This is a genomic window from Saccharothrix sp. NRRL B-16314, assembly GCF_000716595.1.
In the GTDB taxonomy this organism is placed as follows: domain Bacteria; phylum Actinomycetota; class Actinomycetes; order Mycobacteriales; family Pseudonocardiaceae; genus Actinosynnema.
Genome location: NZ_JNXC01000006.1, coordinates 106,846 through 131,747 on the forward strand (window position 1 = coordinate 106,846; position 24,902 = coordinate 131,747).

Genomic DNA, 24,902 nt, shown 5'->3' on the forward strand with positions numbered 1-24,902 from the left:
GAGGTCGTCTCGGGTGCTAGCGGCCGGTGGCGTGCAGGTCGGCCACTTCGGCGGCGGTGAGGGCGCGGCCGTGGACGCGGAAGCCGTCGACGGCGCCGTCCAGGTACGGGTCGCCCGCGTACTGGGAGCGGCCGATCCAGTTCTGCGTGGTGCTGCCGAGCGCGGCAGGCCGAACGGTCAGCGCCGTGTTCCGTGCCGCCTCGACGCCGTTGACGTAGAGCACGCCGACGTCGCCGACCTGCGTCACCGCGACGTGCGTCCACACGCCCGAGGGCAGCGGAGCGGGCGCGTCGACGCGTTGTTCCGCGCCCGCGCCGCCGGTGGTGATGGCGAACCGGAGCCCGCCGGCCGAGCTGCGCGGGGTGAGGAACAGGCACGTGCTCGGGCCGGCGCCGAAGTCGAACACCCGCGCCCAGGTGGTCACCGACCCCAGCCACACCCAGGTCGCCACGCTGAACGCGGTCGCGCCGGCGAGCAGGCCGGCGGGCAGCAGCACGTGCTCACCGGAACCGCCCAGGTCGACCGCCGAGCCGCTGCGGCCCGTGGTCCACCGGGCGCCACCGGCGAGGGTCGCGGTCCGGCCGTTGCCGGTGGCGTCCGCCGCCACCGACCCCGCCGCCTCGTCGAACGGGTAGTGCGCGATGAACGGCGGTGGCGCGGGCGTGTCGGTGACGTTCCAGTACACCGCGTACCGCTGCCCGTGCAGTTGGTAGAACGGCAGCAGCGTCACCTGGCCGGTGCTCGCGGTCGCCGTGTACCGCAAGGGGGTGGTGGTCGCCCGGAGCGTCGCCGGCTGGAGCGTCGGCATCGACGTCAGGTTCGTCGTCCCGTACCCGCCCGCCAGTACGACCGGGCCGTGCCGGACCGCCTGCACGGCGGGGTTGTCCGGTGCGCTCTCCCTGGTCAAGGTCATCGGCAGGCTCACGTCCACCAGGTCACCGCTGGACCACGTCCGGTCCAGCCGCGCGTAGGTGCCCGGCACGACCGGGACGTCCTGCACCACGCCGTTGAGCCGGAGCTGGGCGCCGGCGGCCCAGGACGGGATGCGCACCCGCAGGTCGATCGGGCCGGAACCGGTGACGGTGAGCCGGGTCGCGGGCGACTCGGGGAACCCGGTGTCCTGCCGCACCGCGATCCCCCGGCCCGGCCAGCTGAGCACGGAGGCGATGAACAGGTTGACGTACAACGTGGTGCCCGCGTGGAAGTAGGCGCTGTCGGCGTGCTTGGTGTTGGTCTCCATGCCGGTGCCGTGGCAGCACGTGAAGTCGTAGTAGTCGTTGCTGTAGGTGCGTTGGCCACCGGGACGCAGCGGCACGTAGTAGCTGTGGTGGCCGTGCGCCGACGCCGGGTTCTGCGCGCCCAGCAGGTGGTTGTAGAGGGCCTTCTCGTAGAAGTCGAAGTAGTGCGCCCGCTGGTCGGTGCGGAACAGCTGCCGGGTCAGCTTGAGCATGTTGTAGGTGTTGCAGCACTCGCACGTGTGGTCCGACAGCTCCGACGCGATCCGGCCCGGTGACTTGAAGTACTCGCCGTTGGAGTTGCCGCCGATGGCGTAGGTGTGCGCGCCGACGACGATGGTCCAGAAGTTGGTGGCGATGTCGCGGTACCGGGTCAGGCCGGTGGCGTGGTACTCGCGGATCGCGCCCAGCGCCTTGGGGATCTGCGTGTTGGCGTGATAGCCGTCGAGCGCGTCGGTGTCGACCGCCAACGGGTCGAAGACCTCGGCGTGGTCGAAGTACTGCGCGGCGGTGAGGTGTGCCGGGTCGCCGGTGAGCTGGTACAGGTTCGCCAGCACCTCGTTCATGCCGCCGAACTCGGTCTTCAGCATGTTCTGCCGCTGCGCGAGGGTCAGCCTGCCGTTGCGCCAGCCGACCCAGGCCGCCATCCGGGTGAGCACGGTGAGCGCTTGCGCGTTGCCCGTGAGGAGGTGCACGTCCAGCAGCCCGGCCATGATCTTGTGCAGCGTGTAGTACGGCGCCCAGACCGCTTGGCGTTCCTCGACCCTGGTGATGAAGCCCTCCGGGAACGCGGACAGGTAGCCGGTGTTGAACCCGGCGGCCTGTGCCCGGTCCTGGCAGACGGCGAGCTGGGCGACGAGGTGGTCGCCCTTGGCGCGGAACGCGGTGTCGCCGGTGCGCGCGTAGGCCTGGGCGAGCGCCGTCAGCACGTGCCCCGTGGAGTGGCCGCGCAGCTCGGTGGTCGGCGACTCCCACCCGCCGCACGCGACGGCCGTCGACGGCAGGCCGACGTTGAGCCGGAACGTGTGCAGCAGGCGTTCCGGGTCGAGGAACTTCAGGTAGGCGTGGGTGCGGGTGGTGTTGGACTGGAACGGTCCGGCGAGCAGGCTCACCGCGCCGAGCGGGAAGGCCTCCGCCGACACACCGGCATCCGGTCGCGCGGCGGTGGTGGTCGGGACTGAGGCGTGCGCGGTCGTGCCGGGCAGGGCGGTGGCCGCCGCGGCGACCACCGCCCCCGCGCGCAACACGGCCCGACGGGATGGCGTCGGCATGCGCGTCACCTTCCGTAGCGGTTCTTCAGGTGCCGCCACCAGTCGCGCAGCATCCAGACGTCGAACTCGGTGATCGTGGACGAGCTGCCCGCCTTCATGATGAAGCCGCCGACGCCGGTCGGCGTCCAGTCGTAGAAGTCGTCCAGCCCGAACGTGTGGCCGATCTCGTGCAGGAGGATCGTCATGCTGTCGTTGTTCAGGTTGTTCACGAAGTACTCGCTGGCCATCCGCTGGCCCCAGTCACCGCCCGCGCCGCCGCCGAAGCCCGTGGTCAGCCACAACGACTGGTCGTAGTGCCGCGGGGTGCCGCCGGGGCAGTTGGGATAGCTGCCGTTGCGGTTGAAGAAGCGCCCGCACGCCTCGGCGCACTGCGGCGCGTTCTCACGGATGTCGTTGACGTAGATGTCGACCGAGGAGTCCGTCCACTGCAACTGGGCGCGGTCCCGCACCGCCCAGCCGACGACCTTGATCGGCACCGTGGCGTACGGCCAGTTGTTGTGGCCCACCATGACGTCCGTCCACTTCTTGTACTGCTGGGCGAGCTTGGCGTGGATCTGGTCGCGCAGGGTCGCGGACACCGGTGCGGGCGAGTCCCAGCGCACGCAGAAGTTCAGGTAGCCGCCGTTGGCGAAGACCTGGTCCCAGCCGTAGTTGCGGAACCCGTACAGGTCGCCGTAGGTGCTCTCCTGGTGCGCCCACACCTCGTTGAGCGGGGTGACCAGGTTCGCGGGCGGGTTCCAGCTGCCGGGGTTGCCGGGGTTGCCGGGCGCGTTGGTGTGCGCCTTGACCTCCAGCAGGCCGACGGACGCCGTGCCGCTGGTCAGCAGGACCCTCAGCCTGGTGGTGCCGACGACGTCGAACGTGACCAGGTTGTAGCGGTCCACCGCGATCGGGTACCCGCTCGCACCCGTGACGTCGACGTACGCGCTGCCGTTCCAGGACTGGAGCTTCCACGACGCGGGCACGCGGACACCGCCGCCGTCGTCGAAGAAGTAGACCTCCGCCGCCCGGATCGCCTGGGTGGCCGTCCAGGTCAGGTCGACCCACTGCTGGCCCTGGTTCGGCCAGGTGCCCCAGCGCGGGTTCTGCGTGTCGTTGGAGCGCGGCGGGTCTATGCCGTCCCTGACGGCGGCGACGCTCTCCCACGACGACGTGTAGGACGCGGTCGCCGTCGCCGTCCACGCGAGGTTGTCGCCGGGCGCGGCCACCGCGGTGGTCGGCGAGACCGCACCGCTGACGGCGACCGCGCCGACGATGACGGAGAGCACCGCTCTCTTCCAGGATCGTGCCATGACGATCTTCCTTCCGTTGTGCCGGAAGGGTTCAGCCCTTGATTCCGCCAGAGGTGAACCCTCGGACCTAGCTGTGCTGCGCGGCGGCGAAGATCACGAGGCAGGGCGCTGCCAACGGTCGAGCAAGGTTGAGCACACGGTCGAGCACGGTTGAGCGCGGTCTGGACGGTCTGGACGGGGTCAGGTGGTGGGCAGCCAGACCCGCATGGTCGACGGGCCGCGCCGGGCCCAGCGGTGGTAGGGCACCAGGTCGAGCGAGGTGGTGCCGTGGGTGGTGGCCGGTCGGGGCTCGGCGGGGCCGTAGGGCCACGGTTCCCGGCCGGGCACGTCGAACCGCGCACGCACCGTGACGCCCGCCGCCGTGCCGACCGGCGGGACGGTGTCGTCCACGCGCAGGGTGTCCAGGTCCACGTCGTCGACCGCCTCGGCGCAGTACACGAGCGGCCCGCGTTCTACTGCTACGCACCCGCGCGTCGCGTCGATCCGCGGGTCCGGCGCGGTGAACCGCGGTCGCATGGGCAGTTCCAGCCGGATCTCCTCGCCCACCGCGAACTTGCGGTACACGACGATGTCGCCCGCCGACACGTGACGACGTCCGTACGTGGTCACGAGTTCCGCACCCGTCGCCCACTGCGGCACGCGCAGCGTGATCGACCACGGCTGGTCGTCGGTCTTCGTCACGCGCACGATGACCACGCCGTCCTCCGGGTAGCCGGTGCGCACGGTCAACCCCACCTCACGCCCGTCGGCCAGGCAGGTGGAGACCTCCGCGTCGGCGTACTGGTGCAGCCGCAGCCCGGTGTCGTCGACCGTGACGAGGTAGCACGACAGGGCGGCCAGCAGCCGTGCCGCGTTCGGCAGGCAGCACGACACCTCGAACCACGGCGCGCGCGGTCCGCCGCCGAACCCCAACTGCTCCTCGTCGTCCGGGAGCGCGGCGGGCGCCGTTCGCTGGTGCAGGGTGTGCGCGTAGAAGAACGAGCGTCCGTCGTCGCCGATCGCGGTCGCGACGACGTTGTAGAGGATGCGCTCGATCACCTCGTCGTAACGCCCGTCGCCGGTGGCCAGGAGCAGCCGCCAGGCCAGCATGATCGCGGCGACCCCGGCGCACGTCTCGGAGTACGCCCGGTCGGCGGGCAGCACGAAGTCGTCGCCGAACGACTCGTCCGCGTGCCGCGAGCCCATGCCACCGGTCAGGTAGGTGCGCCGGGCCCACGTCCGGTCGAACTGGGCCGCGACGGTCCGGAGCAGTTCGTCGTCACCGGTCTCGACCGCCACGTCCACCGCGCCGGCGGCGAGGTAGAGCGCGCGCACCGCGTGGCCGTGCAACGTGGTGGCCTGCCGCACCGGCTGGTCGTCGCTGAAGTAGGACCAGCCGAAGTGGTGCGGCGGCAACGTCCGGTGGCCGCGCCGGTCGACGAACAACGCGGCCTGGTCCAGGTAGCGCCGCTCCCCCGTCAGCCGGAACAGCTCCACCAGGCCCAGTTCGATCTCGGGGTGCCCGCAGACGCCGGCTGTGCCGTCGGGGCCGAAGGTGTCGCAGACGTGGTCGGCGGCACGGCGGGCGACCGCCAGCAGCGGATCCGCGTGACCGCCACCGGTCCGAGCCCGCGCGACGGCCGCCTGGAGCAGGTGCCCGGTGCAGTACAGCTCGTGTCCCCACAGCATGTCGCTGTACCGGGCGCGCTGGCCGGGGCGCCCGAAAGCCGTGTGCAGGTAGCCGTCCGGGGCTTGGGCCGCGGCGACGACAGCGGTCAGCTCGGCGATCCGGGCCTCCAGCGCGACACCGCCCCGGCCGACCTCCCAGGACATGGCCTCCAGCAGCTTGTAGACCTCGGAGTCGGTGAACTCCCGGCCACGGCGGTCGGCCCGCGCGGAGTCCGACCCGGCGAAGCCACCCGTCCACCCGAGCCGGTCCATCCACGACCGGGCGTGCGGCAGGGTGGCGGCGGCGTTGACCTCCTGGCGCGAGTGCCAGAAGCCGCCGGTGATCCGGACCTCGCGCTGGCCCAGCGGTCGGAGCGCGCCGCGTGCCGGGACGACGGGGCGCCCTCCGACGGCAGTGCTGTCCGGCGACGTCACTGTCATCCCAACCTCCCGCGGTCCGGTCCCGTCCAGCACTCTGGCAGCCGAAAACCTTTTCGGCAATCGCCTCTTCGGTAGTGTGGAAGGCACCGGCAGACAGCGGTTCACGGTCGTGAAGTGCGTCTACCAGTTCCGCGTTCGACAAACTTTTCGAAATGATTTCGCCGGGAGGTGGCGATCGGACGAGCCGCGTCAGGGGGTGACGAGAGCCTTCATCCGCTCCACCTCGTCGGTCTGGGAGACGGCCACGTCGTTGGCCATCTCCTCGACCCGCACGTCGGTGCCGGACGACAGCACCTCGATCGCCATCGTCACCGCGCCCTCGTGGTGGGCGATCATCAGCTGGAGGAACAGCCGGTCGAACTCCGCGCCGGTGGCGGCCTTCAGCGCCGCCATCTGCTCGGCGGTGGCCATGCCGGGCATGGACTCGTGGCTCACGTCCGGCAGCTCGGCGTTGTGGCCGTGCCCCGGAGCGGATTCGGCGTACTGCCGCTGCCACTGCTCCATCGCGCCGATCTCCGGCCCCTGCGTGTCGTGGATGCGCGAAGCCAAGCCGCGCACGGTCTGGTTCTGCGCGCGTTCGGCCGCCAGCGCCGACATCTCCAACGCCTGCTTGTGGTGCACGATCATCATGGCCACGTACTTCAGGTCGGCCTCGCTCGGCGCGACCCACCGGTCGGTGCCGAAGTCGTCGGGCGACACCGTCTGCGCCTGCTCGCCCGGCCCTTGCGGCACGATGATCGACGGCTGGTCGTCGGCCGTGGACGAGCAACCCGCCAGGACGGCCACCAACACCGCGACGAACACGATCCGCATACCGCTACCCCCTAGTGCGTCCAGTCGGCCGTCAACGTACCCGCCCGTCCGACCAGCGGGAAGTCGCAAAATTCCCGCCGATCAGCTCTGGTCTTTAGCCTTGCGAACGGGTAATACTGCGGCTCCTGCATGGTTGGAAGGGGAACCTGAATGGATGTACGCGATTCGACCGGACGCCGCAGAACGTCGGTCGCGGCCTTGGGTGCTTTCGCGCTCAGCCTGTCCGTCCTGACCTGGGGGCCGCAAGCGACCGCCGCGCCGGACGACGCCGACCTCGCCGGACTGTCCGAGACCCAGTTGTCGAGCCAGGAGCAGTCGGCCACCGACATCCCGGCCGTCGACGAGATCCGCAACTCCCGCAACGTCAAGCACCTGGCGAACCTGCCGAAGCCGGCGCCGTTCACCGCCACCTCGACGTGGTCCGACCTGGCTTTCCAGGGCGACTACGCCTTCGACGGCAACTACGACGGCTTCGTCATCTACGACATCAGCAAGCCGCACAAGCCGACCATCGCGGCTTCCGTGTGGTGCCCGGGTTCGCAGAACGACATCTCGGTCAGCGGGAACCTGCTGTTCCTGTCGACCGACTCGTCGCGCTCGGACAACACCTGCGCGAGCACGTCACTCTCCGCGACGAACAAGAACGCGTGGGAGGGCATCAAGGTCTTCGACATCAGCGACAAGACCAGCCCGCGCTACGTCGCCGCGGTCGAGACCAAGTGCGGCTCGCACACGCACACGCTCGTGCCGGACAAGGCGGGCAAGGACGTCTACCTGTACGTCTCGTCGTACGGGCCCAGCGCGACCTTCCCGGACTGCCAGCCGCCGCACGACCTGATCTCGATCGTCAAGGTGCCGCTGGCGAACCCGGCGGCGGCCTCGCTGCTCGGCGAGCGGGTGCTGTTCCCGGACGGCGGCAACCCCGGTCGTGACGGCACGGTGGAGACCGGCTACGTCCGCGCCACCTCCGGCTGCCACGACATCACCGTGTACCCGGCCAAGGACCTCGCGGCCGGCGCCTGCATGGGTGACGGCGTGCTGTGGAACATCTCCGACCGGGAGAACCCGCGCGAGATCGACCGCGTCCAGGACGACGTGAACTTCGCGTTCTGGCACTCGGCGACCTTCAACAACGCCGGCACCAAGGTCGTCTTCACCGACGAGCTCGGCGGCGGCGGCGCGGCGACGTGCAACGAGAAGATCGGCCCGACCCGCGGTGCGGACGGCATCTACGACGTCACCGGCGAAGGTGACGCCCGCGAGCTGGAGTTCCGCTCGTACTACAAGATCTCCCGGACCCAGGGCGACACCGAGAACTGCGTGGCGCACAACGGTTCGCTGATCCCGGTGCACGGGCGCGACATCATGGTCCAGTCCTGGTACCAGGGCGGCATCTCGATCTGGGACTTCACCGACTCCGCCAACCCCAAGGAGATCGGCTGGTTCGAGCGCGGCCCGCTGCCCGACGGTCGGGGCGGCGGCACGTGGTCGGCGTACTACTACAACGGCTACATCTACTCGTCCGACATGGCCAAGGGCCTCGACGTGCTCGAGATCCGCGACCCGCGGACCGCGCCCGCCAAGGCGATCCGCGTCGGCGAGCTGAACGTGCAGACCCAGGGCACCTACCGCGACCTGTTCCCGCGGTGACCCGCACGGCCTGACCGGATCGACGCACCACGAGGGGCCCGCCGCACACCAGCGGCGGGCCCCTCCGTCTGCCCGTCAGCCGCACGGCGGCGTGTGAAGACTGCATATTCCCCCTTTTAACACCACATTCCCACGTTTCGATACTCCTTAGCGGTGAATTCGTCCACGCACTGACCGATTCCGCGTAGGATCTGGGACGATTCCTCTTCACGAATTCCTCGCGAGGAGTATTTCCATGCCGGACATGACCCTCTACCGGGGTGAGCGCGACAATGTCTGGCCGGCTCCCGCCGTGCGCCTCATCTGGGGCGGTATGACCATTCGGGACCCGTGGCCCGGCGCGCGGCTGCCGAACCAGACAGCGACCGGCGCGTGGTCCGCGCTGTCGCGGGCGATCAGCAACGGCGGCGGTGGTCCGGCCGGGTTCTCGCACACCCTGCGCACGGCGGCCGTCCCCTACGGCCTGACGTTCGCCCGCACGCCGGTGCCGGTCGAGTCGGAGTCCGACCACCACTACGTGATCACGATCCACCACGCGCGCACGTTCCTGCTGCGCTACGGCGGCGTCGGCGGCTGGACGCTGGGCGACGAGGTCCCGTGGGTGACCGACCCGACCCTGGCCGACCAGGACTACGTGGTGCTGAACGGGCCGAGCGTGAGCCGGTCGACGGTCCTGGGCTACGGCCACTTCGCGGGCCCGCCGGAGGTCACCCTGTTCACCGATGTGCCGACGGGGTGGGTGACCTCGGTCAACGGCCTGCCCATCGGCGCGCGGGGTGTGCGCGTGTTGACGGATTCGGCGTTGTCCGAGGCGGAACGGGTCAGGCTGACGAAGCTGCGCCGACCGTAGCGCCACGCCGCCAGGGGAACACCAGGCGCCGGGGAACACCGAGCGGCGCGGGCGTGCGCACCACCGAGCGGCACCACCGTCCGCACCGCCGCGGCCGGACCCGTGCCCGCGAACGGCGTGGCGCGCACGCCGGCGAACCAACCGGATCTGCCCGGATCGGCGCACAGGGCTAGGCCGACGGCCTCAACCGACAACATCAACGGTCACCGTCCGGATCGCGCGACTGGGCCGTTGGGGCGAGTCGCGTTCGGAAAGGGATGAACCCCGGACCCGATTTCTGCAGAATTGCCAACCCGCCTTTCCGGACGGGGTAACGCGTTCCGATCCACCCCCGACATGGGGTTGTCACGTGACGGAAATGCCCCGAATACCGTTGAAACCCCACCAGAAGGGCAGATCCATGGTTCACCCCCGAAGATCCCTAGCGCTGGCCACGGTCGGTGCGCTGCTCCTCCCCTTCGTCGTCGGTGTGCCGTCGGCCTCGGCCGCACCCGTCCCCGGCGAGGACGTCCTCTACACGTTGGACGCGGACTTCGACCAGGGCGTGCTCCAGGACGTCAACCACGACGCCCCGAACAACGACCAGCTCCAGCTGAGCCGCCAGAGCGTGTTCTTCCCGTTCGTCAACGTCGCAGCCTCCGCGCGCGGCACGATGGTCCGGATCGACGTCGACACCGGCGAGATCGTCGGCGAGTGGCTGTCCGCGCCGGAAGGCCGTGGGCGCAACCCGTCCCGCACGACCGTGGACAAGCTCGGCAACACCTGGCTGTCCAACCGGAACGAGGACACCGGCGGCCAGGGCTCGGTCGCCCGCGTCGGCGTGATCCGGGGCGGCACCCGGGCGAACGCCGACGGCACGGCCAACCCCGCCGGCGACTACCTGAAGGGTCCGTTCGGCTACAACACCTGCGCCGACCGCGACGGTGACGGCCTGATCGCCACGTCGCGCGGTCTCGGCGACATCCGGCCGTGGACCAACGCGGGCGGCGTGGACTCGGACGGCGGCGTCGACACCGCGGCCGACGAGTGCCTGATCACCTACAGCCGGGTCGCGGGCACCAACACCCGCACGGTCGCCGTGGACGCGGACAACAACCTGTGGACCGGCGGCTCCAACACGCAGCACCAGCTGATCTCCGGCGCCGACGGGACGCCGCTGTCCGCCCCGGTGAGCTTCGGGTGCGGCGGTTACGGCGGCCTGGTCGACAAGGCGGGCACGTTGTGGTCCGCCCGGTTCGGGGCGAACCTGCTGCGGTACGAGCCGGACACCGCCACGGGTGCCTGCCTCGACACCACGCACGGCGACTACGGCCTCGGCATGGACCCGGTGACCGGCGAGATCTGGCACACCCAGGTCAACTCCGGCAACACGGTCAAGTTGGACCCGGCGGGCACCATCCTCGGCACGTTCCCGCACGGCCACTCGCGCGCGCAGGGCGTCGCGGTCGACATGGACGGCAACGTGTGGGTCGCCCACGCGCTCGACTTCGGCACCATGACCGTCGGCCACCTGCGCACCGACGGCACGTTCGTCGGCAACGTGACCCTGCCGGGTGGCAACGGCCCCACCGGTGTCGCGGTCGACACCAACGGCAAGGTGTGGGTCACCAACATCCACTCCAACAACGCGCAGCGCATCGACCCGAACGCCGGTCCGGTGGGCGGCGGCGGGTTCCCCGTGGGCGCGGTCGACCTGACCGTCGACCTCGGCGCGGGCGCCGGACCGTACAACTACAGCGACATGACCGGGTCGGTGCTCGGTGAGATCACCGCGCCGGTCGGCACGTGGTCGGTGGTGCAGGACGGCGGCGTCGCGGGGCAGACCTGGGGCACCGTCACCTGGAACACCGAGGCCGAGGGCAGCGTGCCCGCGGGCACGTCGATCACGGTGGAGGCGCGCACGTCCGACACCGAGGCGGGCCTGGCCGGCGAGACGTTCACGCCGGTGTCGAACGGGGTGAAGTTCGCCCGGGTCGGCCGGTACATCGAGGTGCGGGCGACGTTGACCGCGAACCCGTCCGGTGACACGCCGGTGCTGTCGGACCTGCGGATCAGGACGTCGGAGCGGACCGGCGTGTTCTCCTGCCAGGCGACCGCGCTGAACCTGGCCGGGATCATCGTGGCCCGCGCCAACCCGCCGGACGTGCCGTGCGTGGACGACTCCAAGACGGTGGCCAACGTCAACCTGTCCTCGGGCATCCTGAACGTGCGGGCGAACGCGTTGACCGCGAAGACCGACCAGACCCCGGACGACCTGCTCGCCACGCCGCCGGCGCCCGGTGACGGCTCGTCGGCCAGTGCCAGGGTCGAGTACACCCGCATCTCCACCCTGCTGGTGAACATCGAGGTGGGCGTGATCGAGGCGAGCGCGTCGGTGACGTGCGACGCGGCGATGAACCCCGTGTTCGCGGGCAAGTCGCGGATCGCGAGCCTGCGGATCAACGGGCTGGCGGTGGACGTGGGCAGCGCGCCGCTGACCATCCCGCTGGTGATCGGCTCGTTGCAGTTGAACAGCACCACGATCACGGCGGACAGCGTCGTGCAGCGGGCGTTCGCGTTGGACACCCTGCTGACCGACGTGGTGCTCGGTGAGGCGAAGGCGAACGTGGAGCCGTTGCCGCGCGAGCCCGGCGGCAGCCCCTGCCGGGTCTGAGTTCCTGCTCCGCCGGTGGCCGTGTGTGACGCGGCTGCCGGCGGAGTCGCTTGTGGACTGAGAAGCTACCCCCGTCAAGGCGAGGGACTCTCAGTTCGGTGCGGGTAGCGTCCCGCCCATGGTTGATTCGGGTCGCACCCGCCGCTGGCCGGCGTACGCGGTGGCGGCACTGTTCCTCGGGTACGCCGCGGGGAAGGCCGTGTTCGCCGCACAGGCCCGCCTGGGATTCCCGGGCGGGCCTCCGGTGTCCGCGGCCGAGGCCGAGGCGTACTTCCTGGACCCCGCCACGGCGCAGTGGTTCGCCACCGCGTCCGGTGTGGCGGGCGCGTGCATCGCCCTCGCCACCGTCACGCCGTGGGGGCGCAGGGTGCCGAGGACGTTGATGTTGTTGGCGCTGGCCGGGATGGCGTTCGCCGTCGTCGGCGGCGCGGGGATCATGGCCCTGGACGGGTTCATCGGCCTGGGCGTGGGCTGGCGGTGGTACCACGGCGTACTCGGACTCGTGGTGGGCGCGCTGTTCCTGGAAATGGTGCGGTCCTACATCGTGGTGACGCGACGTGTCACGACCTGATCGGGCCCGCTTCGGCGCTTACGGCGCGGCGGTGTGCGCGGCGGCGTACGGGTCGATGAAGCTCGCCCAAGCGCTGGGCGCGAACGCGTTGGCGGACAAGGACCCGCTGCCACCGCACCTGCGCGAGAGGTTGCTCGCGCGAGACCCGCTCTTCGTGGCGAGTCACTGGGTGCTGGCCGGCGCGGCGGTCGTCGGTGTCGTGGTCGCGCTCGCCACCGTGCGGCCGTGGGGTGCGGTCGTACCGCGCCGGCTGCTGATCCTGATCGCCTGGACACTGGGTGTCTTCATGATCGTCCGGTCGGTCGGGCTGGTGGGGTTCGGCTTCGTCGGTGACGCGCTCGTGCTGACCGGCGTCCGCCCGCCTCCGGCCGGACACGCGGACCTGGCCCGCACCCTGGCGTGGTGGGACCTGTTGCTGTGGTCGCCCTTCTTCTTGTCGTGGGGCGTCTGCTGGGCAACGGCCGGGTGGCGGCTCGGCAAGCGCGACCGGCGCACCCCGTAGTCGGGACGCGCCGGGAGGTTCGCCGGGTGCACCCGACCTCCCCGAAGTCACTGGAGCGTTCGCCACTCGGCCTCCAGTGAATCGATGTCCTCCTGGGACAGCGACACCAACGGCAGGTCTGACGGCGTGTACCCGCCCGCTTCGGGCCTCTCGGCGTGCCGGGCGATCCCCTCCAGCGCCCGCGACCACCTCTCGGCGAGGCGACGGACCTCCTCGTCGGAGAACAGGGCGGCAGGCCAGGTCCAGGTGGCGGTCAGCCGAGGTCCGCCGGCGTCTTCCCGGACGAGCACATCGAGTTCGAGCGCGTGCGACAGCGGCGTGCCGGGGCTCGCCGGTGCACCGAGGGGCGGTGCACCGGCGAGCGGCGCCCACTCCGGCTCGGCACCCGCCGGGGAGCCGAACCGACCGAGGTAGTTGACCAGGACCTGCGGGCTGTCCAGGGCGGAGAGCCGCGGCCCGGCGACCGGGTCGAGGTAGCGCAGCAGACCGAAGCCGAGACCGTTGCGCGGCACCGATCGCAGCTGTTCCTTGAGCAGGCGCAGCACAGTGCCGACGATCGGTCCCCCGGCGGCGAACTCGTCGAAGTCCACCGGTCCCGGGGTGAGCCGGACCGGGTACATCGTGGTGAACCAGCCGACGGTCCGGCTCACGTCCACGCCCTCCGCGATGTCCTCGGCGATGTCCTCGCGGCCGTGCCCCTCCAGGTCCACCAGCAGGTCCGGCCGGTCCAGCCGGGACCCCACGGCCACGGCCAGCGCGGTCAGCAGGATGTCGTCGACCCTCACGTGGTACGCCTTCGCCACCGTCGTCAGCAACGACTCGGTGCGGTCGGCCGGCAGGACGTGGGTGTGGCTGCGAGCAGTGGCGGCGACATCGCGCGTGCGGTCCAACGGCTTGCCCGCCAGCGGTGTCGCGCCTGGTCGCAACACGTCGAGCCAGTACGGCAACTCGGCCCGGCCCGCCTCGGCGGCAGTGCGCAGCACGCTTGACCACCGCCGCAGCGAGGTGCCCACCTCGGGCAGTTCCGGTTCGCGGCCCGCCCGCACCGCTTCCACAGCGGCCCGCAGGTCCGGCAGCAGGATGCGCCAGGACACGCCGTCCACCACGAGGTGATGGGCCATGATCAGCAGCCGGCCGGGGCGGTCCGGGCACCCCGTGTCGAACCACACGAACTGGAGCATCACCCCGTCCCGCGCCGACAGCCGCTCACGGGCGGCGTCCGCGTGGCGCCTGATGGCCTCGTCACTGGCCTGCTCGCCCAGTCCGGTGAGGTCCACCCGCCGCACGACGGCCTCCGCCCCGACCGTCCCGACCGGGTCGATCGTGAGGGTGAACGGCAGGTCGAGCCGCATCCGCAGCGCGTCGTGGTGGTCGAGCAGGGCCTGCACCGCGCCGGTGAGGTCGGTCTGCCGGAGCGATGCGGGCACCGCGACGAGCACGGCCTGGTGGATGCCGTCGAGCGGGCCGCCGAGATCGCGCCACCAGCGCACGATCGGGGTCGGCTCGACCTCGCCGGTGGCGACGTCGTCGACCGGTTCGGCGGAGCCCGTGTCCTTGTTCGCCCGGCCGGCCGCGAGCTGTGCCAGCCGCTCGACGGTCTTGTGCGCGAAGATGTCCTTGGGCATCAGGTCGAGGCCAGCCTGCCGTGCCCGGGCGACGAGCTGGATGGACACGATGCTGTCGCCGCCCATCTCGAAGAAGCTGTCCGTCAGGCCCACCTCGGTCACACCGAGCAGGTCGCCGAACAACCCGCGCAGCAAGGTCTCCTCCGGCCCGCCGGATGCCTCCGGCCCGGTCGCGCGCGCCCGTTCCGGTCGCGGCAACGCCTTGCGGTCGAGCTTTCCGCCGGCGGACAGCGGAAGGGATTCCAGCGACACGATCGTCGACGGCACCATGTAGTCCGGCAACCGTTCGGCCACCCAGTCGCGCACCGCGGTCACGTCGTCCAGCGCGGGCACGACGTACCCCACGAGCCCGCGCACGCCCGGCTGGTCCTCGCGCACGACCGCGACCGCGGCGACCACTCCCGGGGCGCTCGCCAGCACGGACTCGACCTCGCCGAGCTCGATCCGGAATCCGCGGAGCTTGACCTGCTCGTCGATCCGGCCGAGGTACTCCAGGTCACCCGTCCTGTTGTGGCGCGCGAGGTCGCCGGTGCGGTAGAGCCGGCCGCCAGGCCCGCCGAACGGGTCGGCGACGAACCGGGTCGCGGTGAGTCCCGGCCGGCGCAGGTATCCCCGCGCCAGCTGGGCGCCGCCGATGTAGAGCTCACCGGCCACACCTGGCGGCACCGGGCGCAGAGCCGAGTCCAGCACGTACAGCTGGGTGTTGAACGTCGGCCGTCCGACCGGCACAGCTCCGGTGGGCGTCGCCTGCCCCGGGTCGAGCCGGTACGCAGCACAGCCCACCGTCGCCTCGGTCGGACCGTACTCGTTGATCACCGCGGCGTCCGGGTGCCGTCGGCGCCACTCGGTCAACGACTCGCCCAGCAGCTGCTCGCCGCCGACGACGAGTTCGCGGGACGGCGAGACCGAACCCTGCTCCAGGGTCAGCAACGGCAGGTGGGACGGGGTGACCTTGCTGAAGCCCGGCTCCGGGCCGGGCTCGTCGATCTCGGCGACGACGATCCGGCCGCCGTTGATCAGCGGGCCGTAGAGAGTGGTCACCGCCATGTCGAAGGACACCGGTCCGTGCAGCAACGCCTGCCCGGCAAGGGATTCGTAGCTCTCCTTGGCGTAGTCGAGGTACTGGGCCAGCGAACGGTGCTCGACGGCCACGCCTTTGGGACGTCCGGTCGACCCGGACGTGTAGATCACGTAGGCGATGTCGGACTCGTGGCGGCGCACGCCGGACGGGTTGCCCGCCGGGCATCCCGCGATCGCTTCGCGCACGTCCGGCTCGTCCACCACGAGCGTCCGCACACCCGCGTCGGGCAAGCTGTCGGTGAAGGCCCGTGTGGTGAGCACGAGCACCGGGCGGGCGTCGGAGAGCATGAACGTGAGCCGCTCGCCCGGGTACTCCGGATCCACCGGCAGGTATCCCCCACCGGCCTTGAGCACCGCGAGAACCGCCACGACCAGGTCGGCCGACCGGGGCAGCGCGAGCGCCACAAGCCGTTCCGGCCCGACACCTTCGGCGATCAGGAGGTGCGCCAGGTGGTTCGCCCGTTCGTTGAGCTCGCCATAGCTGATCCCGACACCGTCCGCCTCCACCGCGGGCGCGCCGGGCCTGCGTGCGGCCTGCGCTTCGAACGTCTCGGTGACCAGCGTGGCCGGCCGGGGCCTGGCGGTGTCGTTGAAGTCCCGGACCCAGCGCTCCCGCTCGCCGGGCTCCAGCACGTCGATCCGGTCGATCGGCTGGTCCGGCTCGACCACCACGGCCTTGAGCACGCGCAGGAACCTGCGGGCCATCGCTTCGGCGGTCGCCGGTTCGAACAGGTCGAGGCTGTACTCCAGCCGGCACCGGATCCCCTGCTCCGGGTCTTCCTCGAAGCCGAACAGCAGGTCCACCTTGGCGCTGCGCGGATCGATCTGGTACGGCTCAGCCGCGAGGCCGGGCAGCGACACGGTCTCCGTCGTCGCCTGCTGCACGTCGAGCATCACCTGGAACAGCGGGTTGCGGCCGAGCGAGCGCTCCGGGTTGAGGGCTTCCACCAGCCGGTGGAACGGCACGTCCCGGTTGGCGTAGGCGCCGAGGTCGGACTCCCGGATCCGGTCGAGCAGCTCGCCGAAGCCCGGCGACCCACCGGTGTCGGTCCGGAACACCAACGTGTTGATGAAGCAGCCGATGACGTCGTCGAGCGCGTCTTCGGTGCGGCCGGTGACCGCCATGCCGAGGGGGATGTCCGTGCCCGCGCCGAGCCGGGTCAGCAACGTCGCCACCACGCCACGCAGCACCATGAACATGCTCGCCCGGTGGTCCAGGGCCAGCTGCGCGAGCGCGCGGTGCGTGCCGGGGTCGATCTCGAAGCGAACGGTGCCGCCCGTGTAGTCGCGGTCGACCTGCCTCGGGAAGTCCGTCGGAAGTGGCAGTTCGTCGGGGATTCCGGCGAGCGCGTCGCGCCAGTAAGTCAGCTGACGGCCCAGCGGGCTGTTCGCGTCGCGCTCATCACCGAGCACTTCCCGTTGCCACAGCGCGTAGTCCGCGTACTGCAACTCCAACGGCGGGAACGCGGGCGACCGGCCTTCGGTCCGTGCGGCGTAGGCGGTCGCGAAGTCGCGCGCGAGCGGCGCCAGCGACCAGCCGTCACCGGCGATGTGGTGCAGGATCAGCAACAACACGTGGTCGGTCGGCGAGACGCACAACAGGTGCCCTCGGATCGGCAGCTCGGTGCTCAGGTCGAATCCGGTCGACGCCGCGGCGGTGACGGCCGCGTCGAGACCGGGCTCATCGACGTCCACAGTGGACAGAGCGCCACCGGCACCGGCGGGCTGGAGGATCCGTTGGTACGGCGTGCCGTCATCGTCGGGGAAGACGGTTCGCAGGCTCTCGTGACGGCGGATCACATCCGTCAACGCCTCGGCCACCGCGTCCCGGTCCAGGCAGCCACGCAGCCGCAGCGCGAGACCGGTGTTGTACATGCCGCTCGCACCCTCGGTGCGGTTCATGAACCAGAGTCCGCCCTGCAACAGCGACAGCGGCATCCGGGTGGGCCGTTCCCGCGGGGCGAGGCGCGGCACCGCCGTGGTGGCCAGCGCGACCACCTCGGCCAGCGCGGCCACCGTCCGCCGCTCGAACACGGTTCGCAGCGAGATGTCCACACCGAACTCGGTCTTCATCCGGCCCGCCAGCCGGATCGCGGTCAGCGACTGACCTCCGAGCTCGAAGAAGTCGTCGTCCGGGCCGGTCTCGGCGAGCCCCAGCACCTCCGCCACCAGCCGGCACAGCCGCGCTTCCCGCTCGTCGCGTGGCGCCCGCAACACCGACCCGTCGCTCGCCGGCTCCCGGGGCGCGGCGCGATCGACGTCACCGATCGGGGTCAGCGCGGTGGTGTCCGGTGGCTGTTCCGCGATGACCGTGATCACGCCGTCCGGTCCGCACATCGCCGTGACGCCGGTCGCGTACATCCGCCGCCCAGGCCGGCCACACGGGTCGGCGACCACGGTGGTCGCCGTGCGGGCGGGGTCACCCAGGACGGCGTCCGGGGCAAGGGCCTCGGTCAGGTACAACCGTCCTGGCACTGCCGGTGGCACCGGACGCATGGCGGCGTCGAGAACGTAGGCACCCTCCGCCAAGGACTCGGCGGTCCACGGCGGCGCGGCCGGCGGCACGTCGAACCGGTCGCGAAGGTCTTCCGGCAACGGGTCGTCGCCGAGGACGACCTGCCGGAGCACCCCGGCCGCCCCGGCCGCGAGCACCCGGGCCAGCAGAGGCGCGCCGACGTGTGCCACGGTGACGCCGTCGTCGGCGATCAAGTCGGCCAGGTATGCCGGATCCGACCGCAGCGCCGGGTCGGCGATCACCGACGTGGCGCCGCAGGTCAGCGCCAGCATGGGTTCCCAGGCCGACGGCGCCCAGTCGCCGGGGACGCGGTACAGCACACGGTCCCGGGGATCGATCCGGCAGCGCAGCGACAACAGGTCCAGCCGAGCCAAGGCGGTCGCGTGGGAGACGACCACGAGCCGGCCTGCGTCATCCGGCCTGTAGTCGAGGTACGCGGGACTGGCGGCCGACAGCGGGGCGAGCCGGTCCGCGTCCGTGACCGGCGTCGGGTCGTAATGGGCCCACGGATCGGCCATGTCCACGATCCGGGTGCCGTCCGGCAGGTCCGGCACCAGGCCAGATCCGGTGACGATCGCGATGCCGGGTGCGGCGGCGGCCAGCAAGGCCGCGTTGCGTTCAGCGTCCCCGGCTGGGTTCACCAGCAGGAAGGCCGCACCGGCCCGCTGCACCGCGAGCAGGGCGAGCACCTGGTCCGGAGAGGCGGTGCCGACGACTGCCACCACGTCGCCCGGTCCGGCACCTCGGTCGACAAGCAGCCGGGCGAGCCGATTCGCGTCGCGGTCGAGCTCGGCGCGGCTGACCGCGGTCCCCCGCCACATGAGCGCGGGCACATCGGTGCTCGTGTCCAGCTCGATGTCCGCCAGCGTGCCCCGCCGGTACTCGCGGCGGCTCGCGGCACGCGCCGCGAGCTGTTCCCGCTCCCCCGGTGCGGCCACGTCGAGCAGGGCAACCGGCCGGTCCGGGTCCGCGTGGCCGATACCGCGCAGCAGCCCGGTCAGTCGCTCGTGGTGCCTCGCGAGATCCGCGCCGGTGTAGAGGTCGTGGTTGGCGTGCAGCTCCAGGCTGATGTCCGTGCCCGACCTGCCGTCCACGACCAGGGTCAGGTCCTCCTCGGGGCCTGCGGAGAAGCCGCGGACCTTGCCCGTCGCCTCGCCGAAGACCGGGTCCTCGCCGTACAGCATCAGGTTGACCTCGGGGCCCCACAGCCGTTTGCGGTCACCGACCAGGCGCAGCTCGCGGTGCAGGTCCTCGGCCCGGTAGCGCTGGTGGCGCGTCGCCTGCCGCACCTCGGCCGACACCTGCCCGAACAGCTCGGCCAGCGACATGTCCGGGCGGACCGTGAGCACCAGCGGCACGGCGTTGGACATCATGCCCGGTGTGGTGCGGCCGACCTGACCGGTGCGACCGGTCACGGCGAAACCGAGCACGATGTCCTCGCGGCCGGTCATCAGGTGCAGGTAGGCGGCAATACCGGCGATCGTCACGATCGGCCAGGACACACCGCACTCACGGCCGGTGCGCCGCAGCCCTTCGGTGTCCGTCGCGGGCAGCGTGCCGTTCCGGCGCAGGTGGCCGGGGGGAACACGGGTGGGCCGTCCGGCGAGTCGCGCCGGCTCAGCCAGGCCCGCGCAGTGCTCCAGCCAGTACGACCGGTCCTGGGTGAAGTCGGCCGACTCGCGGTAGGCGACATCCGCGGCGACCAGCTCGGTCAGCGGGCCGAACGGGCTGGGCGGGCAGGGCCGTTCGGCCACGAGCGCGCTGTAGATCTCGGCGACGCGAGCCGTGAACAGGGCAGAGCTGTAGCCGTCCGCGATGCTGTGGTGCAGCTTGATGAACCACCGGTGCTCGTCGTCGGCCAGCCGTAGCAGCGCGAACGTGAACAGCGGACCCGTGGTCAGGTCCACCGGCTCGCTCAGCGCGGCGATCATCCAGCGCTCAGCCGCGCCGGCCGGATCGGCCGCGTCACCGAAGTCCGCGTGGCGGATCGGGCACTTCGCCACCGGCTCGACGACCTGGCGGGCGGTGCCATCGCCGGCGACGAACCGCACCCGCAACGCGTCCACCTCGTCGACCAGGCGTTGGAGCGCCTCGTCGAACAGGGCGGGCGCGAACCGACCGCGGATCTCCACGCACTCCGCGATGCTGTACATCGGGTTGCTGGAGTCCACCTGCTGTGCCAGCCACATGCCAACCTGGCCGGCTGTCAACGGGAGCGGTGATTCGTGCATGCCAGACATCGCACCATTCTCGGTAGGATTACGGTGGCGAAACCACGTCTGCGATCAGTCAAACAACGCGATGGCAGCGACGGCAACGGCACATCGAGAAGCTTGAAATCCCGGGTGGACCGGCGTGCGGGCCTGGACACTGGGCACCATGCCGCCGGCGGGCAGGCTCGACCTGTTCATCCCCGAGTGGGACGCGCACGAGGTGCACCGGCTGCGGATCGACGCCGCCCGCGACCTGGTGATGACCACCGTCGCGGAGGTCGCCGGGGGCGAACCCCGGCCGGCGAGGGTGCTGCCGCCGCTGATCGGCAACCGGTTGCCGGGTGGTGAGCCGATCGTCGACACGTTCGGCGGCCTGGCCGGCGCACCGGGCGAGCAGCCGGACGAGTTCGTGTTCGGCGCCATCGACCCGATGACGGATGACGCTCCCACCACACGCGATCAGGCGGCGGGTTCGTCGGGGTGGCCGAGCTCAGACCAGGAACGGACGGCGGGCCAGGCTCAGACTATCCGCACTTCCGGCACGTACAGTATCCACTTGCCTCCCGCGTCTCTGAACGCCTTCTCCTTCGCCATGATCTCGTCTGCGTGGTTCCAGGCGAACAACAGGGCGTAGTCCGGGTAGGGGTCCGCGAACTCCGCCGGCGGGCGGACCGGGATGTGCATCCCCGGTGTCAGCGTGCCCTGCTTGGACGGGGTGGAGTCGCACACGAACGGGACCAGGTCCGGGCCGATGCCGAAGTAGTTGGCCGTGGTCGCGCTCTTGGCCGTCGCTCCGTAGCCGACGATGCTGTGCCCCTTGCCTCGCAGGTCGGTCAGCAGGTTCAGCAAGGCGTCCCTGGTCGCGTCCACCTTGGACACGAACCGGGCGAACGTGGTGTCGTCGGCGAATCCGGCCGACTCTTCTCCGGCGAGCAGCTCGTCCACCGCCGGGGCCGGGAGGCGGCTGTCGCGGCGGGCGACGGAGTAGCGGATCTGGCCGCCGTGCACCGGGATGCGTTCCACGTCGACCAGTCGCATCCCGAAGCGGTTCGCCATCGCCTGCACGGACTGGGCCGTGAAGTAGTAGAAGTGCTCGTCGTAGATCTGGTCGAATCCCGTCCGGGCGAGCACCTCGCCGAGATACGGGTCCTCGAACACGAACAGGCCGTGGGGCGCGAGCAGCACTTCCAGGCCCGCGAAGATCGAGGCGACGTCGGGCTGGGCGCAGACAGTGTTGGCCGCGTACACGATGTCGGCCGGGCCGTGCTCGGCGCGGATCTCGGCCGCCGACACCGCGTTGAAGAAGGCCTCGTGCACCTGGACCCCGGTGATGCCGGACGGGTCCACGGCCAGGTGGCGCACACCGGCTTCGCCCAGGGTGTGCAGTACCACCCCGTCGTTGCAGCCGATTTCGACTACGAAGGGGTCCGGTCCGGTGAGCGTCGTCTCCAGCCACCGGGCTGCCGTGTCCTGGAAGTGCTTGTGCATCACGGTCGAGTTCGTGGGGTGGTACGGGTACCCCTCGTGGACCATCTTGTCCGGTGGGATCTCGTGCATCAGCTGGACCAGGGCGCAGTCGGCACATCGTCCGACCACCAGCCGGTAGAAGAACTCCGTCGCCAGGTCCTCCGGACGCACGAACGCCTGGGCCAGCGGCTGGCGGCCGAAATCGGCCAGCTCCCGCAAGGGCCCCGCGCATACCCGGCACGCCGTCATGATTCCCCTCCGCTCAGGCTCTGCAGGCAGGCCACCAGGCTTCGTGCCTCGACGTTCACGTAATGGCTGTGCCGCAGCAGTTCCACCAGCTGGTGCACTGTCATCCAGCGGAAGTCGGGGTGCTCGTGCGCCGGACCGGCTTCCACTTCGGCGATCACGTAGCGGTTGCGGGCGTGGTAGAACCGGCCGCCTTCCTCCGACAGCGTGACGTCGTAGCGAATCCGTTCCGGTGGAGCGGCGAGGACGTCGTCCAGGAAGCGCGGACGGGCCTCGGCGGGCAGTTCCTCGTAGTTCTCCGGCGCGCACTGCACGGTCGGCGCGAGCTCGGCGACGTCCAGGCATCCGGGCTGGACGAGCGCGTGCACGAGAACGTGCAGTACTCCGCCGATCCGGCTGACCAGGAACGCGACCACGCCCTCGCCGATCGGCCTGATCATCGGCTGGGTCCACTCCTGGACCTCGCGCCCCTCGGCCCGCACCCGGACCGCCATGACTTCGAAGAACCGGCCGCTGTCGTGCGCGAGGACGTTCCCGGTGTTGTGCCAGTGCCGGACGTCCCTGAGCGGGATCATCCTGGTGTGCACCTCGGCGCGGCTGCGCACGTCGGTGATCCAGTTCAGCACCTCGCCCGTGGCGAGCAGGCCGCCCGCCTCCGGCCCGCAGGAGCGCACCAACGCCGCCTGGAAGCCGGTTCCGTCCGCCACCAGCGCGTCCACCAGGCCGACACCGCTGAACGGCAGGCAGGACAACACCGTCCGGGCATCCATGTTGATCAGGTCGTCGACCGCCAGCAACGCGTGGAGCTGGCCGAGGGTCAGCCACACGAACCCGTCGAGGACCTCGACGTCCTCGGTGACCTCGACCACCATGTTCCGGTTGCGCTTCTGGTAGAACCACGAGCCTTGTTCGGATTGCCGCACGTCGGTGATCACGCGGTGCCGTGAGGTGTCCCGGAAGTACTCCAGGTAAGGCACCGCCAAGCCCTTGTGCACCTGGGTGTAGTTGCTGCGGGTGGCCTGCACGGTCGGGGACAGCTGGAGACCGTTGGCGTTGCCGGGTTCCACCTTGGCCTGCATCAGGCAGTGCAGCACCCCGCCGAACTGCTTGACCACGATGCCGAGGATGCCGATCTCCGGCTGGTTGATGATCGGCTGGCTCCAGCCGCCCACCGGCCCACCCGGAACCCTGACGTCCACCCCTTCGATGCTGAAGAACTTCCCGGAGTGGTGCCTGATGTTGCCGGAGTCGAAGTCCCTCGCCCAGCCGCTGAGCGCGGTCAGCGGAATCGGCTCGACCTCGACGAAGGACCGCAGCCCCATCCCGGTGAACCAGGACCAGAAGTCACCCGGTCCGATGTGGCCGCCGGCCCGGTCGAGCACCGAGCCGGCCAGCAGCTCGGGAATCCGGCGCTCGTCGGCGCGCACCAGGGTCGCTGCGGTGGTGGGGAGATCTGGCACGACGTTCTCCTTGGTGCGAGAGCGGCTGGGGTCAGACGGTCCGCAGCACTTGGCGCAGGGCGTCGATCACCTTGTCCTGGACGTCGCGCGGCAGTGACGGGTACATCGGAAGCGAGAAGATCTCGTCGGCGAGCTTCTCGGTGACCGGCAGCGACCCCTTCAGGTAATCGAGGTGCGCGAAGCCGGTCATGGTGTGCACCGGCCAGGGGTAGCTGATGTTCAGGCTGATGTCGTAGTCCCGCAGCGCTTCGATGATCTTGTCGCGCCGCGGGTGCCGGACGACGTAGACGTAGTACACGTGCTCGTTGCCCGGAACCGTCCGCGGCAGGACCAGGTCCGTGTCACCGAGGGCTTCCTGGTAGCGATCAGCCACGGCACGCCTGCCCGCGATGTACTCGTCGAGCCTGCCGAGCTTGCGGCGGAGGATCTCCGCGTGCACCTCGTCGAGTCGGCTGTTGTGTCCCGGGGTCTGCACCACGTAGTAGCGCTTCTCCATGCCGTAGTACCGCAACCGGCGGAGGTTCTCGTCGACCTCGTCGTCCGCGGTGATCGTCGCACCGCCGTCGCCGTAGCCGCCGAGCACCTTGGTGGGGTAGAAGGAGAAGGCGGCGGCCTTGCCCATGCTGCCGGCGATCCGGCCGCGGTGGCGGGCTCCGTGCGCCTGGGCGCAGTCCTCCAGGATCGGCAGGTCGTGCTCGGCCGCCAGGGCTTCCAGCGGCGCCATGTCGACGCACTGGCCGTACAGGTGCACGGGCAGCAGGCAACGTGTCTTGGGTGTGATCGCCGCAGCGACCTGCCCGACGTCCATCAGGTAGTTGTCGGCGTGCACGTCGACGAAGACCGGCGTCGCGCCGACCGAGTCGATGGCGACCACGGTGGGCGCGGCCGTGTTGGAGACCGTGATCACCTCGTCGCCAGGCCCGACCCCAAGGGCCTGGAGGCCGAGCTTCAGCGCGTTGGTGCCGTTGTCGACGCCGGTGCAGTGCTTGACACCGTGGTAGGCGGCGAACTCCTCCTCGAAGCCGCGCACGCTGTCACCGAGGACGAGCCGGCCGGAGGAGAAGACCTTCTCGACCGCACCGAGGATGTCCTCCCGTTCCCGCTCGTATTCCGGCAAGTAGTCCCACACGAGAGTGGTCATTCGTCTCCGCTCCGCCTCTTGTCGGGCTCTTTGGTCGCCGGCCACGGCTGAACAGCCACATTGCCAATACGCGGACCAGATGGATTACTTGAATTCGACCGTTCCGGCTCCACGCCGGGCAACCCCTATCGCCCCCAGCCGGACCGAGAAGCTGTGACCAGCCGATCGACCTCGGTGTTCAGGGGGTGAGCACAGCTGCCACACGTGCCTAGAATCGGCCCGGAGCGCCG

The 24,902-nt window shown here is 70.7% G+C and carries 14 protein-coding genes; 6 read left to right on the forward strand and 8 right to left on the reverse strand.

The genetic code is table 11. The features are described 5' to 3' along the window. Positions 1-16 precede the first annotated feature (16 nt). The 4 genes from OQ02_RS12880 to OQ02_RS12895 all read right to left on the reverse strand — a co-directional run bounded on the left by OQ02_RS12880 (position 17) and on the right by OQ02_RS12895 (position 6,699). Positions 17-2,506, reverse strand: coding sequence for a glycoside hydrolase family 127 protein (locus tag OQ02_RS12880; protein WP_033438611.1), 2,490 nt, complete (start codon positions 2,504-2,506; stop codon positions 17-19). Positions 2,507-2,511: 5 nt separating this feature from the next. Further along, complete coding sequence (locus OQ02_RS45710; protein WP_231499993.1) at positions 2,512-3,798, reverse strand: hypothetical protein; 1,287 nt, start codon at positions 3,796-3,798, stop codon at positions 2,512-2,514. Between the two features lie 180 nt (positions 3,799-3,978). Then, positions 3,979-5,886: a glycoside hydrolase family 127 protein gene (locus tag OQ02_RS12890; RefSeq protein WP_033438612.1), complete on the reverse strand. Its 1,908-nt coding sequence runs from the start codon at positions 5,884-5,886 to the stop codon at positions 3,979-3,981. A 189-nt stretch (positions 5,887-6,075) separates the two neighbouring features. After that, complete coding sequence (locus OQ02_RS12895; RefSeq protein ID WP_033438613.1) at positions 6,076-6,699, reverse strand: DUF305 domain-containing protein; 624 nt, start codon at positions 6,697-6,699, stop codon at positions 6,076-6,078. A gap of 150 nt (positions 6,700-6,849) precedes the next feature. On the opposite strand from OQ02_RS12895, the gene OQ02_RS12900 reads away from it, so the two are divergent. The 5 genes from OQ02_RS12900 to OQ02_RS12920 all read left to right on the forward strand — a co-directional run bounded on the left by OQ02_RS12900 (position 6,850) and on the right by OQ02_RS12920 (position 12,925). Beyond that, the gene (locus OQ02_RS12900; RefSeq protein ID WP_033438614.1) at positions 6,850-8,349 is read left to right on the forward strand and encodes an LVIVD repeat-containing protein; all 1,500 of its coding nucleotides are present in this window, start codon (positions 6,850-6,852) and stop codon (positions 8,347-8,349) included. Between the two features lie 235 nt (positions 8,350-8,584). Then, positions 8,585-9,199: a hypothetical protein gene (locus OQ02_RS12905; protein WP_033438615.1), complete on the forward strand. Its 615-nt coding sequence runs from the start codon at positions 8,585-8,587 to the stop codon at positions 9,197-9,199. A gap of 400 nt (positions 9,200-9,599) precedes the next feature. Further along, entirely contained in the window at positions 9,600-11,852 is a 2,253-nt protein-coding gene (locus OQ02_RS40890) for a Vgb family protein (RefSeq protein WP_197043307.1), read from the forward strand. 118 nt (positions 11,853-11,970) lie between these two features. After that, the gene (locus OQ02_RS12915) at positions 11,971-12,423 is read left to right on the forward strand and encodes a hypothetical protein (RefSeq protein ID WP_033438616.1); all 453 of its coding nucleotides are present in this window, start codon (positions 11,971-11,973) and stop codon (positions 12,421-12,423) included. Next, a complete protein-coding gene (locus OQ02_RS12920) occupies positions 12,410-12,925 on the forward strand; it encodes a DUF3995 domain-containing protein (RefSeq protein WP_051772226.1) in 516 nt (171 codons plus the stop codon). The genes OQ02_RS12915 and OQ02_RS12920 overlap by 14 nt, the downstream gene beginning before the upstream one ends. 47 nt (positions 12,926-12,972) lie before the next feature. Here OQ02_RS12920 and OQ02_RS12925 read toward each other — a convergent pair whose 3' ends face one another. Beyond that, positions 12,973-20,385 (reverse strand): non-ribosomal peptide synthetase, encoded by a 7,413-nt coding sequence (locus OQ02_RS12925; RefSeq protein WP_081915574.1) that lies wholly within the window; start codon positions 20,383-20,385, stop codon positions 12,973-12,975. 115 nt (positions 20,386-20,500) lie between these two features. Between OQ02_RS12925 and OQ02_RS43725 the strand changes: the two genes are divergently transcribed. Next, on the forward strand, positions 20,501-20,992 hold the full coding sequence (locus tag OQ02_RS43725) for a hypothetical protein (RefSeq protein WP_156077018.1): 492 nt from the start codon (positions 20,501-20,503) through the stop codon (positions 20,990-20,992). Here OQ02_RS43725 and OQ02_RS12930 read toward each other — a convergent pair. The 3 genes from OQ02_RS12930 to OQ02_RS12940 are packed head-to-tail and all read right to left on the reverse strand — an operon-like array spanning position 20,878 to position 24,672. Beyond that, positions 20,878-22,074 (reverse strand): class I SAM-dependent methyltransferase, encoded by a 1,197-nt coding sequence (locus OQ02_RS12930; protein ID WP_033438618.1) that lies wholly within the window; start codon positions 22,072-22,074, stop codon positions 20,878-20,880. The genes OQ02_RS43725 and OQ02_RS12930 overlap by 115 nt on opposite strands. Then, positions 22,071-23,531 carry an NDP-hexose 2,3-dehydratase family protein gene (locus tag OQ02_RS12935; RefSeq protein WP_033438619.1) on the reverse strand — a complete coding sequence of 487 codons (1,461 nt, stop codon included), beginning with the start codon at positions 23,529-23,531 and terminating at the stop codon, positions 22,071-22,073. Before OQ02_RS12935 ends, OQ02_RS12930 begins: the two co-directional genes overlap by 4 nt. A 31-nt stretch (positions 23,532-23,562) precedes the next feature. Continuing rightward, positions 23,563-24,672, reverse strand: coding sequence for a DegT/DnrJ/EryC1/StrS family aminotransferase (locus tag OQ02_RS12940; RefSeq protein ID WP_033438620.1), 1,110 nt, complete (start codon positions 24,670-24,672; stop codon positions 23,563-23,565). Positions 24,673-24,902 lie beyond the last annotated feature (230 nt).